This is a genomic window from Pseudomonas sp. GL_103 (assembly GCF_057835175.1).
In genome coordinates this window covers 2,693,518-2,706,193 of record NZ_CM174420.1, presented here as the reverse complement: position 1 = coordinate 2,706,193, position 12,676 = coordinate 2,693,518, and the positions used below count along the sequence as shown (strand labels likewise).

Here is a 12,676-nt window from a genome sequence, read left to right as displayed (position 1 = left end):
ATCAGCGCACCTACTGACGCCTTCGCGAGCAAGCCCGCTCCCACATTTGATCGCATTCTTACTGGAAGAACACGGTCGACTGTGGGAGCGGGCTTGCTCGCGAAGAGGCCCGAGAGAACACCGCCACCCTGTGACCTGTAGAAAATTCCTACAACGATTGCCAACCAATTCCCGCACTTTGCGCAAAATGCCGTTAGTCGGCGCCCCCCGCGATGGATTAAAGTAACGCCCCCAGCCCTGGCGTATTTCGAACGTCCTCGGCCACCCTTTTGCAGGAACAGTCATCGATGGAACATCGTGAAGCGCTGCTGGCGCTGCGAACCTTTCTTTCAACGCAGATTCTCGGCCAGGAAAAGCTCATCGAGCGCTTGCTCATCGCCCTGCTCGCCGACGGCCACATGCTGGTCGAGGGTGCTCCTGGCCTGGCCAAGACCAAGGCCATCAAAGAACTTGCCGAAGGCATCGAAGCTCAGTTCCACCGCATCCAGTTCACCCCCGACCTGTTGCCGGCCGACATTACCGGTACGGAAATCTATCGTCCGGAAACCGGCAGCTTCGTGTTCCAGCAAGGTCCGATCTTCCACAACCTGGTGTTGGCGGACGAAATCAACCGTGCCCCGGCCAAGGTTCAGTCGGCCTTGCTCGAAGCCATGGGCGAGCGGCAAGTCAGTGTCGGGCGCAGCACCTATGAGCTGTCGCCGCTATTCCTGGTGATGGCCACGCAGAACCCGATCGAGCAAGAAGGCACCTACCCGCTGCCCGAAGCCCAGCTCGACCGCTTCCTGATGCACGTGAAGATCGGTTTCCCGGACGCGACGGTTGAACGCAAGATCCTGCAACAGGCCCGTGGCGAAGCGCTCAACGGCGAAACGAAGCCTGAGCGCCGGGTTACTCAACAGACGATTTTTGTCGCACGCAAGGAAATCCTCGGTTTGTACATGGCCGACGCCGTGGAGGAATACCTGGTGCAACTGGTCATGGCCACCCGCACACCGGCCAAATTCGATCCGGAGATGGCCGAGTGGATCGCCTACGGCGCCAGCCCCCGCGGTTCGATTGCCCTGGACCGCTGTGCCCGCGCCCACGCCTGGCTGGCCGGGCGTGATTTCGTCAGCCCGGAAGACATCCAGGCCGTGCTGTTCGACGTGCTGCGCCATCGCATCATTCTGTCCTTTGAAGCCGAAGCCGCTGGCATCGATCAGGACCGTGTGGTCCAGCGGATTCTCGACGTCGTAGCCGTCGCTTGACCTCGATGAACGCCAGCCTGCCGCCCGAGCCGGGCATCCGTGTCAGCCTCGCCGACCTGATCGAGATGCGCCATCGCGTGCGCGAAGTGCAGCTGTTCTCCACGCCGAGCCAACGCAGCCCGCTGATCGGCCTGCACCATTCCAAATTGCGCGGGCGTGGCGTCGACTTCGATCAGGTACGGGTCTATCAAGCCGGCGACGATGTGCGCACCATTGACTGGCGCGTGACCGCGCGCACCCAGGAACCTCACACCAAACTGTTCCACGAAGAACGTGAGCGGCCGATTTTCATCATGGTCGAACAAAGCCGCCGGCTGTTTTTCGGCTCGGGCCTGATGTTCAAGTCGGTGCTCGCCGCCCAGGCCGCGAGCCTGATCGGCTGGGCGGCCCTGGGTCACAACGACCGGGTCGGCGGCCTGGTGTATGGCGACAATGTGCACTACGAAATCAAGCCTCGGCGCAGCAAGCAAAGCCTGCTGCAGTTGCTCAACCGGCTGGTTCGGGTCAACCAGTCGCTGACCACCGAAGGCGAGCCGGACCGCGACGCCTTTGGCATTGCCTTGCGCCGAGCGCGGGAGGTGTCACGTCCGGGCAGCCTTGTCATTGTGATTTGCGATGAACGCGCGCTATCGGAAAGCGCCGAGCAACAGTTGAGCCTGTTATCGCGCCATTGCGACCTGCTGCTGCTGCCGGTGTCCGATCCGCTGGATCACGCCCTGCCCGCTGCTGGCCTTTTACGCTTCGCCGAGCATGGCGCACAACTGGAGCTCGATACACTGAATTTCGACCTGCGCCAGGCTTACCGGGCCCAGGCCGAAGCACGCATCGCTCGCTGGGAGTTGCTCGCGCAGAAACTGCGGGTGCTGATGATGCCGTTGAGCACTCAGAGCGAGATGGTCGAGCAATTGCGCGAATACCTGAACCCACAGAAACCGGGGAAAGGTCGATGAGCAGCCTTGATCAACTGCAACCACTGATATCCCCGCCACCGGTTGAATTCTGGCCTCCGGCACCGGGTTGGTGGTTGCTGCTTCTATTGGTGCCACTGATCGGTTTGGGCCTGTGGAAGCTGCGGCGCTTTATTCCGGACAAGCGCCCAGTGGTACGTGCTGAACAACCGCTTGACCCGGTGCGCCTGGCCGCACTGGCCGAATTGGCAATGATGCCCAAACCCTACGACGGCGCGCCGGCCGGTGCCTGGCTGCAGCAACTCAACGGCCTGCTCAAGCGCCTGTGCCGCAACCATTACCCCTACAGCCAGAGCCACACCCTCAACGGCCGCAAGTGGCTGGCGTTCCTCGATAACCGCTGCCCGGCCGCCGGGCTGACCCGCTGGATGGTGCTGGTCGAAGGCGCCTACAAACCCGAATGCAAACTCGACGACAAGGCCATCGCCGGCCTGACCCAGGCCGTCGACACATGGATTCGCAAGCATGTTTGAGTTCGCCTGGCCGTGGATTTTTGCCCTGTTGCCGCTGCCGTGGCTGATGCGCATCGTATTGCCGGTGGCCGACAGTGGCGAACCGGCGCTCAAGGTCAGCTTCCTCAGCGATCTGGAAGGCCTCGCCGGACGTCGCGCCCGGGCCAACCTGCCGGCATGGCGCCAGCAGGCTCCGTTCATACTGCTGTGGCTGTTGCTGCTGGTCGCGGCGGCACGCCCGCAGTGGCTCGGCGAACCCTTGCCGATTGCCGCCAGTGGCCGCGACTTGCTGGTGGCGGTGGACGTTTCCGGCTCCATGGATTTCCCTGACATGCAGTGGCAGGACGAAGAAGTGAGCCGACTGGCGTTGGTCCAGCACCTGCTCGGCGATTTCCTCGAAAGCCGCGAAGGTGACCGGGTTGGCCTGATCCTGTTCGGTAGCCAGGCCTACCTGCAAGCCCCGCTGACCTTCGATCGCCACACCGTACGCGTCTGGCTCGACGAAGCTCGCATCGGCATTGCTGGCAAAAACACCGCCATCGGCGATGCCATCGGCCTGGGCCTCAAGCGCCTGCGCTCGCGTCCGGCAACAAGCCGCGTGCTGATTCTGGTCACCGACGGCGCCAACAATGGCGGTGAAATCGACCCGCTCACCGCTGCGCGGCTGGCGGCCAAGGAAGGGGTGAAAATCTACCCGATCGGCATCGGTGCCGATCCGGAGCAAAGCGGCTCCGTGGGCTTCCTCGGCGTCAATCCGAGCCTGGACCTTGACGAACCGTCCCTCAAAGCCATCGCCGAAGCCACCGGCGGCCAGTATTTCCGCGCCCATGATGGCAAGGAACTGCAATCGGTCAAGGACACCCTTGACCAACTGGAGCCCGTGGCCCAACAACCGACCCAGGCCCGCCCGGCCCAAGCGCTGTATTACTGGCCGCTGGCCCTGGCGCTGTGGTTGAGCATGCTGCTGCTGGCCCCCGTACTCTGGCCGGACAACCCCTTGCAACGCCTGCTTACCAAGGATCTGTTTTTGCAAACGCAATTGCTGCCCGACTGGCGCCAGCGTCTCAAACGCCTCCGTCTGCGGAGGCGCCGATGAGCGTGCTGTGGCCCTACTGGTTCCGCCCCTGGTGGCTGTTGTTGCTGCCGGTGCTTGGCTGGTTGCTCTGGCAACTCTGGCACCGCAAGAAGCGCGCCGGGCGCTGGCAGATGATCCTGCCACCGGCCTTTCACGCGGCATTGCTCAGCGGTGGCAGTGGTCGCGACAGTAAATTGCCCTGGATCGCCCTCGGTCTCGCCTGGCTGTTGACCGTGCTCGCCCTGCTGGGACCGAGCTGGCAGCGTGTCGAACAGACCAGTCAAAAGCCCGCCGATCCGCTGGTGGCGATTCTCGAACTGACCCCGGAAATGCTCGCCACCGACGTCACGCCCAACCGACTGGAACAGGCACGACGCAAGCTGCTTGACCTGCTAGAGATTCGCAGCGACGCGCAAACCGCCATCGTCGTCTACGCCGGCAGTGCCCACACGCTGGTACCGCTGTCGGATGATCTTGCCACCAGCCGCAACCTGTTGGATGTGCTGAAGCCGTCGTTGATGCCAGAGGCCGGTCATCGCGCCGATCTGGCGGTGCTCAAGGCCCTGGCGCTGCTCGATCAGGCTGCTTTGGGCGACGGCCGTATCCTGCTGGTTGGTTCGTCCCTGACCGATCAGGAGCGGCTGGGCATCCGTCGCGCGCTGAGCGGCAAATCGACGCAATTCCTGATGCTCGGCATCGGCACCGCCGAAGGCTCGCCGATCACCCAGGAAGACGGTAGCTTCCTCAAGGATGAACAAGGCGCCATTCTCGTGCCGCGCCTCGACGAGCCCGGCTTGAAAAGTTTTGCCAACGACCTGGATGGACGCTATCGCCAGGCGCGCCTGGACGATAGCGACCTGCACGCCCTTGGCCTGCTCGACGGTCCGCGCAACTTGCGCAACGACGGCCAGACCTTGCGCCTGGACACCTGGGCCGATCAGGGTTACTGGTTGCTGCTGCCACTGTTGCTGCTCGCGGCCTGCGCGGGACGTCGCGGTTGGCTGCTGTGCCTGCCGCTGCTATTGGCGCTGCCTCAACAGAGCTACGCCTTCGACCTCGCGGACCTGTGGCTGCGCCCTGATCAACAAGGCTTGCACTTACTCAAGCAGAAGCGTCCTGCAGAGGCCTCCCGACGCTTCGAAAACCATCAGTGGCAAGGCGTGGCGCTGTATGAGGCCGGCGACTACGCAGGCGCCGCCGAGCGGTTTGCCGAAGGCGACGACGCCCACGCCCACTACAATCGAGGCAATGCCCTGGCCAAAAGCGGTGAGCTGGAGGCGGCCCTGGACGCTTACGAACAGGCACTGGAACGTCAACCGGATCTGCGTCCGGCACTGACCAACAAGGCGCTGGTCGAACGTCTGCTCAAGGAGAAAAACACGCCACCCGCTCCTGAGCCAGACGCCGCCAGCAACGCCCGGCCCGAAACCGAATCGGCGGAGCCACCGCCCGGTGCCGCCGCCCAACCCTCGAGCAGCGGCGAACCGAAAACCGAGGGGCAACCGACCCGCCCGGATGAGGAACAATCACCCACCAGACCGCCGAAACCGGGGACCAACGAGGTACCGGGCAGCGAACTGGGTGACGAACAACACACCACACCACCCTTGCGCCCGGCCACCGACAGCATCGAAGGTGAACAGCGCCAGGCACTGGAGCAGTGGCTGCGGCAGATCCCGGATGACCCCGGTGAACTGCTCAGGCGCAAATTCTGGTACGAACAGCAACAACATCAGGATCAGGAAGAAACTCGATGACCCGCTTCACCGTTTTATTGCTCGCGCTGCTGCATGGCCTGTTGTTCTGCACGGTTCAGGCACAGGCAGCGGAACTGGTCGCCAGTGTTGATCGCAGTCGCCTGAGCTCGGGCGAGACGGTCGAACTGACCCTGGAATCCAGCGATGTCACCCAGTTCGGCAAACCTGACCTGACAGCGCTGGAGCCGTTGTTCGAAGTGCGCGGCACACGCCAGGTCAACCAGCTGAACACCCTGAGCGGTGAAAACCAGGCCACCACCCGCTGGATCGTCACCCTGCTGCCCCGGCAAAACGGCAGCGTGGTGATTCCGTCATTGCAACTGGGCGAACTGCAGAGCCAGCCGATCACCCTGCAAGTGGTCGAGAGCGAAACACCGGACACCCCGGACAAGCGGGCCGCGGTGTTCATTGATGCCAGCCTCGATCAAACCAGCGTCTACGTGCAGGCCCAAGCGGTCCTGACCCTGCGCATCTACCATTCGGTGTCGCTGTACGACGACAGCAGCCTGCCACCCTTGCAGATATCTGATGCACGCATCGAACAGTTGGGCGACTCACGCACCTACGAAAAGGACATCGACGGCCTGCGCCACGGCGTGATCGAAATGCGCTACGCGATCTACCCGCAACACAGTGGCGAACTGATCATTCCGGCACAGGTCTTCAACGCCGCGCTGGTCGACCCACAACCGGTACAGGACGCAGCCCAGGGGCCCAAAGCCGGCAAGCTGATGCGCGTCACCTCGGCCGAATTGCTGTTGACGGTCAAGGCCAAGCCCATCACCTATCCGGCCGATGCCCCCTGGCTGCCTGCGCGCAGCCTGACCCTGAGCGAAAGCTGGAACCCGGAACCGGATCACACCCAGGTCGGCGATTCACTGACCCGCAGCCTGACGGTGAAGGCCGAAGGCTTGTCCAGCACCCAACTGCCACCGCTGCCCGGCACCGATGTCGGCGGCCTGCGCCGCTACCCGGATCAACCGGTACTCGGCAACCAGAACAGCGAACGCGGCCTGGTCGGCAGCCGTGAAGACCGGGAAGCCCTGGTGCCGACACGGACTGGCGCCATCGAGTTGCCCACCGTCGACGTGGTCTGGTGGAACACCTTCGAAGACCATCTGGAACACAGCAGCCTGCCCGCTCGCACACTGCACGTGGCGGCCAATCCGAGCCTGGTGGTCGACACCCCGGCCGGCGCCTCACTGGTCGATGCCGGCGCCGACAGCGAAGCACTCTGGCGCTGGAAGCTCAGCACCTTGATCCTGGCCTGCACCACCCTGCTCGGCTTCGGCCTCTGGTGGCGTGGCCGCTGGCAACCGGCAGTGGCACGTGTCGTTCAAACCGGCCCGAGCCCGCGCACCGTGCTCGACGACCTCAAGCGCGCCTGCCAGGCCAACGACTCCCACGCCACCCGCCAGGCCCTCGACGCCTGGGCCCGGCAACAGCCGGAAACCCTGGCCGACATGGCCGCCCGCTTCGTGCCACTGTCCAACGCCCTCGACGGCCTGAACGGCGCGCTGTACAGCGAAACCGGCCAGTACTGGCAAGGTGACGAGTTGTGGCGGGCGATCAAGGCGATCCCGATGGCCGAACGGGTCCAGGACCCGGTCGGCGACAGTGGGTTGCCGCCGCTTTATCCCAAATAATCTAAAAGCAGCGTCAGTGTCTGACACTGGCGCTGCTTCTGTATGGAATTGCTCATGCGTCTGTTTCACACCTCCGACTGGCACCTCGGGCAGAACCTGCACGGCCAGGATCGCGATTTCGAGCACGGCTGTTTTCTCGACTGGCTGCTGCGCCAGCTGAAACTGGATCAACCGGACGTACTGTTGATCGCCGGCGATATCTTCGACACGGTCAATCCGCCGGTCAAAGCCCAGGAGCGCCTCTACGACTTCATCGTCAGCGCCCACGAACAGCAGCCGTTGCTGACCATCGTGATGATCGCCGGCAACCACGATTCCGGCTCGCGGATCGAACTGCCCGCGCCCTTGATGCGCCGCTTGCGCACCCATGCCCTCGGCCGTGTGTTGTGGCTGGATGACGGTCAACTGGACGCCGAGCGCCTGTTACTGCCCTTGCCGGATGCCAGTGGTGAAATCGCCGGCTGGTGCCTGGCGCTGCCATTCCTGCGCCCGGCGGAAGTCACCGGCGCGCATTTGGGTGACAACTACCTGCGCGGGATCGGTCAGGTGCACGAGTGGCTGATCGCAGCGGCCAACGCCAAGCGCCAGCCGGGCCAGGCACTGATCGCCATCAGCCACGCGCACATGGCCGGCGGTTCGGTGTCGGAAGACTCCGAGCGCAGCCTGATCATCGGCAATGCCGAAGCCCTGCCCGCCAGCCTGTTCGGGCCGAGCATCAGCTACGTGGCCCTCGGCCACTTGCACAAGCCGCAGAAGGTCAACGGCGAGGAGCGCATCCGCTACAGCGGCTCGCCGATTCCGCTGTCGTTCTCCGAGATCAGCTATCAGCACCAGATTCTCGACATCAAGCTCGACGGCGAAACCCTGGTCAGCGTCGAGCCGAAACTGATCCCCCGCGCGGTCAACCTGCAACGCATTGGCCCCGCGCCATTGAGCGAAATCCTGCTGCAACTGGCCGACCTGCCGAACATCGATCTGTTGGCCGACATCCAGCGCCAGCCATGGCTGGAGGTGCGGGTGCGCCTCGACGAACCGCAACCCGACCTGCGCAATCAAGTGGAAACCGCCCTGCAAGGCAAGGCCGTGCGCCTGGTGCGCATCGCCGCCGAGTACGCCGGCAACGGCGGCCGTGACGGTGCCGACGAAGGCAGCACGCTGATCGAACTGGACCAACTCACGCCTCAGGAACTGTTCAGCCGCGCCTGGCAGGACAACTACGGCAGCGAGGTCGACGAGCAGACCCTCAAGGACTTTGCCGAGCTGTTGCAGGACGTGCAGATGGAGAGCGAACAACCATGAAAATTCTCGCGATCCGCCTGAAAAACCTCGCCTCGCTAGCCGGGCCGTTTGAAATCGACTTCACCGCCGAACCCCTGGCCAGTGCCGGACTGTTCGCCATCACCGGCCCCACCGGCGCCGGCAAAAGCACCTTGCTCGATGCCCTGTGCCTGGCGCTGTTTGGCGCCGTACCGCGCCTGAACAACACCGGCCGCGACGCCAAGGTACCGGACGCCGACGGCGAAATCGCTACCGGCGACCCGCGTACCCTGCTGCGTCGCGGCACGGGTGAAGGCTATGCGGAAGTGGATTTCGTCGGTGTCGACGGTCGCCGCTACCGCGCCCGCTGGGAAGCCAATCGCGCCCGGGACAAGGCCGCCGGCAAGCTGCAGGCCAGCCGCCAGAGCTTGCGTGACATCGATCAGGATCAATTGCTCGCCAGCCAGAAAGGCGAATACAAGACCCAGCTCGAAGCCGCACTGGGCCTGAATTTCGAGCAGTTCACCCGCGCGGTGATGTTGGCGCAAAGTGAGTTCAGCGCATTCCTCAAGGCCGACGACAACGACCGCAGCGAACTGCTGGAAAAACTCACCGACACGGCGCTCTACACCCGCCTCGGTCGTCGGGCCTTCGACAAGACCAAGGAAGCCCGCGAGGCGCACAAGCTGCTGCAGGATCAGGCCAGTGGTGTGACGCCGCTGTCGCCGGAAGCCCGCGCGGAACTGGATGCGCGCTTCAACGAAACGCAGCAGCAACTCAAGACCCGACAGGCGCAACTCAAACAGCTTGAACTGCAGGACACCTGGCTCAAGGACCTGCGTCGCTTGCAGGACGAACATCTGGCCGCCAGCGAACAACTGCAATCGGCGCAGACCCACTGGGAGGCCTTGACCAGTGAACGCTTGAGGCTCACCCGCCTGGAACAGCTGGCCCCGCAACGGCACCAGTTCGCCCGTAAAGCCGAGGTCGATGCGCTGCTGACACCCTTGGCGGCGCAAATTGCCTTGCACATGCAGCAGCACGGCGAACTCGGCGAGCGCCAGACGCAGCTTGAGCAACAACTCGGCAGCGTCCGGATCGCCTTGAGCGAAACCCAACAGCGACAAGTCGACAGCGCGCCGTTGCTGCGTCAGGCCTTCGAAGCGCAAAGCACCCTCGCCCGCCTGGCCAAGGACACCGCCCTCAGCGCCGAAGCCAGGCAACAGGCGCAACAGGCCTGCACCCAGGGCCAGGGCACGATTCAGACTTTGCTCGACCAGCAAGCCCGTGGCGCCAGCGACTTGCAGCGCATCGCCACCGGGCTGGAGCAAAGCACCCATCTGGCACCGCTGAGCGATGCCTGGAATGCCTACCGCGATCGGCTGCAACAGTTGATGCTGATCGGCAATCGTCTGAATCAGGGCCAGGCCGAACTGGCCAGTCTCGAACAAAACGCTGCGAGCACCGACCAGGCACTCACCGCGCAGAAGCAGCAACTGGAGGTGCTGTTCAAGGAGGCCGGCGCCGAACCGGATGCCGTCGCCGAGCAGATCGGCATTCTGGGCAGTCTGTTGCAGGACAACCGCAAGCAACTGCGTGCCGTCGAAGACCTTGCGCGCCTGTGGGCCAGCCAGCAGGACCTGGACAAACGCGGTGCCGAGCTGCAACAACGCCAGTCCACCGCGCAGCAGGAACGCGAACGCCTGACCCAGGACGGGGTCAAGGCCAAGGCTGATCTGAGCGTTGCCGAACAGACCCTCAACGTCACGCGCGAACTGCTGGAGCGTCAGCGTCTGGCGCGCAGCGCCAGTGTCGAAGAGCTGCGCGCGCAATTGCAGGACGATCAGCCATGCCCGGTCTGCGGCAGCAACGAGCATCCCTATCATCAGCCCGAAGCCCTGCTGCAGAGCCTCGGCCGTTTTGATGAAAGCGAACAGGCCAACGCGCAGAAGGCCGTCGACCTGCTCAAGGAAAAACTCACCGACTTGCGTGCCGAAGTCGGCGGGCTGATCGCCCAGCAAAAGGAACTGCTGCAACAGCAGGAGCATCTGGCGACCCTGCAGCAAGCCCTCGCCCCGAGCCTGGAAGCGCATCCGCTGGCTGCCCAACTGCTGGGCCAGGATGCCGCCAAACGCGATGCCTGGCTCATCCAGCAAAACAGCCAGCTTAACCAGAGCATCAGCCAGGACGAGCAACGGCAGAGCGCGCTGCTCACCCTGCAACAGGATGCTGCACGCCTGACCCAACAATTGCGCCATGCCGAAACCGCACACCAGCAAGCGGCCCAGCACCTGAGCAATCAACAGCGTGAGCTGGGCAACGACCGCCAGCGCCTGGACGAAGAACTCAGCGCATTCGCCAACCTGCTGCCGGCCGAAACCCTGCAAGCGCTGCGCGTCGAACCGGCCGCGACCTTCATGCAGCTCGACCGGCAGATCGCCGAGCGCCTGGCGCAACTCGAGCAACAAAAGGAAGAACTGGCCGAGCAGCAACAGCGCCAGCAAAACCTGGAGAAGGAGCAGGACCGCCAGCAAAGCCGCGTGCAGCAATTGCAGGCCGCCGAACAGCAGTTCACCGGGCTGGCCGAGCAGCAACAGGCGAGCCAGCACACACTCGGGCAATTACTCGGCGAACACAGCAGCGCCGAGCATTGGCAGCAGCAACTGGAACAGGCCGTGGAACAGGCGCGCAGCGCCGAAGCCAGCACCGCGCAGACGCTGCAAAGCGTCCTCACGCAGTCAGTGCAAATCGCTGCCGAGCTCAAGGCCCAGCAGGAGCGCTTGCACGCACTGGAAGGCGAAGAACGTGAGCTCGCCGGCAAGATCGGCGACTGGCGCGCCCGCCATCCCGAGCTGGATAACGGCGGCCTCGAAGACCTGCTGCGCGTCGACGACACTCAGGTCAGCGAACTGCGCCAGCGCTTGCAGCACAGCGAAAAAGCCATCGAACAGGCCAGCGTCCTGGTACAGGAGCGCGACAAGCGCCTGCTGGATCATCAGGCGCAACACAACGGCAACCTCGATGCCGAGCAATTGGCCGGTGCGCTGATCGACCTGCAAAACCTCGCCACCATCAGCGAGCAACACTGCGCCGAGTTGCGCGCCGAACAGGCCGAGGACCAGCGCCGGCAGAACGCCAATCAGGCCCTGGCGCAGCAGATTGCCGATGCCTACAACGAGTATCAACGCTGGGCACGCCTGAATGCTTTGATCGGCTCCGCCACCGGCGACACCTTCCGCAAGATCGCCCAGGCCTACAACCTCGACCTGCTGGTGCACCACGCCAACGTGCAACTGCGCCAACTGGTGCGTCGCTATCGCCTCAAGCGCGGCGGCAGCATGCTCGGCTTGCTGGTGATGGACACCGAAATGGGCGACGAACTGCGCTCGGTGCATTCGCTGTCCGGTGGCGAGACCTTCCTGGTGTCGCTGGCGCTGGCCCTCGGTTTGGCGTCGATGGCGTCGAGCACGTTGAAAATCGAGTCGCTGTTCATCGACGAAGGCTTCGGCAGCCTCGATCCCGAATCCCTGCAACTGGCCATGGACGCCCTCGACGGCTTGCAGGCCCAGGGCCGCAAGGTCGCGGTGATTTCCCACGTACAGGAAATGCATGAACGGATTCCGGTGCAGATTCAGGTCCAGCGCCAGGGCAACGGCCTGAGCACCCTGGAGGTGAAATGAACACCCTGTATTCCTTCCGCCGCTGCCCGTACGCCATGCGCGCACGCATGGCCCTGCGCTACTCGGGCGTGGCCGTGGACATTATCGAAGTCAGCCTGAAGGCCAAGCCCGCCGAGATGCTCGCGCTGTCGGGCAAAGGCACGGTGCCGGTGCTCAGCGCCGATGGTCGGGTGATCGACGAAAGCCTCGACATCATGCGCTGGGCCCTGGCACAGAACGATCCGCAGGACTGGCTGCTCAAGGATGATCCTGACGCAGCGGCGCAAATCGCCCCCCTGATCGAACACAACGATCAGGTGTTCAAGGTGCACTTGAATCGCTACAAGTACGCCGAGCGTTATCCCGAGCAGCCGATGGAGGTTTATCGCGGTGAAGGCGAGGTGTTTTTGCAAAGGCTGGATGAATTGCTGGAGGGACGCGACTACTTGCTGGCCAGCCATCCAAGCCTGGCCGATGCGGCGTTGATGCCCTTCGTGCGCCAGTTCGCCCACGTCGACCGCGACTGGTTCGCGCAGACGCCGTATCGGCGTTTGCAGGATTGGTTGCAGCGGTTTCTGGAGTCGGAACTCTTTACTTCAATCATGAAGAAGTAGG

The 12,676-nt window shown here is 63.7% G+C and carries 9 protein-coding genes; all 9 read left to right on the top strand.

All coding sequences use genetic code 11. The annotated features are described in order from the left end of the window. The first annotated feature begins 287 nt into the window (after positions 1-287). From AC3IP0_RS12455 to AC3IP0_RS12415, 9 genes are read left to right on the top strand one after another with little or no spacing between them, the layout of a single operon-like run. Positions 288-1,247, top strand: coding sequence for an AAA family ATPase (locus AC3IP0_RS12455; RefSeq protein WP_347912281.1), 960 nt, complete (start codon positions 288-290; stop codon positions 1,245-1,247). Positions 1,248-1,252: 5 nt separating this feature from the next. Beyond that, complete coding sequence (locus AC3IP0_RS12450; protein WP_489319456.1) at positions 1,253-2,197, top strand: DUF58 domain-containing protein; 945 nt, start codon at positions 1,253-1,255, stop codon at positions 2,195-2,197. Beyond that, positions 2,194-2,688 carry a DUF4381 domain-containing protein gene (locus tag AC3IP0_RS12445; protein ID WP_489319455.1) on the top strand — a complete coding sequence of 165 codons (495 nt, stop codon included), beginning with the start codon at positions 2,194-2,196 and terminating at the stop codon, positions 2,686-2,688. The genes AC3IP0_RS12450 and AC3IP0_RS12445 overlap by 4 nt, the downstream gene beginning before the upstream one ends. Next, positions 2,681-3,763 carry a vWA domain-containing protein gene (locus AC3IP0_RS12440; protein WP_489327519.1) on the top strand — a complete coding sequence of 361 codons (1,083 nt, stop codon included), beginning with the start codon at positions 2,681-2,683 and terminating at the stop codon, positions 3,761-3,763. The genes AC3IP0_RS12445 and AC3IP0_RS12440 overlap by 8 nt, the downstream gene beginning before the upstream one ends. After that, positions 3,760-5,499, top strand: coding sequence for a tetratricopeptide repeat protein (locus AC3IP0_RS12435; RefSeq protein WP_489327518.1), 1,740 nt, complete (start codon positions 3,760-3,762; stop codon positions 5,497-5,499). Before AC3IP0_RS12440 ends, AC3IP0_RS12435 begins: the two co-directional genes overlap by 4 nt. Further along, a complete protein-coding gene (locus AC3IP0_RS12430; protein WP_489327516.1) occupies positions 5,496-7,145 on the top strand; it encodes a BatD family protein in 1,650 nt (549 codons plus the stop codon). Before AC3IP0_RS12435 ends, AC3IP0_RS12430 begins: the two co-directional genes overlap by 4 nt. 54 nt (positions 7,146-7,199) lie before the next feature. After that, positions 7,200-8,444 carry an exonuclease SbcCD subunit D C-terminal domain-containing protein gene (locus AC3IP0_RS12425; protein ID WP_489327514.1) on the top strand — a complete coding sequence of 415 codons (1,245 nt, stop codon included), beginning with the start codon at positions 7,200-7,202 and terminating at the stop codon, positions 8,442-8,444. Continuing rightward, a complete protein-coding gene (locus AC3IP0_RS12420; RefSeq protein ID WP_489327513.1) occupies positions 8,441-12,082 on the top strand; it encodes an AAA family ATPase in 3,642 nt (1,213 codons plus the stop codon). Before AC3IP0_RS12425 ends, AC3IP0_RS12420 begins: the two co-directional genes overlap by 4 nt. Then, a complete protein-coding gene (locus AC3IP0_RS12415) occupies positions 12,079-12,675 on the top strand; it encodes a glutathione S-transferase (protein WP_489319450.1) in 597 nt (198 codons plus the stop codon). Before AC3IP0_RS12420 ends, AC3IP0_RS12415 begins: the two co-directional genes overlap by 4 nt. The last annotated feature ends 1 nt before the right edge of the window (position 12,676 follow it).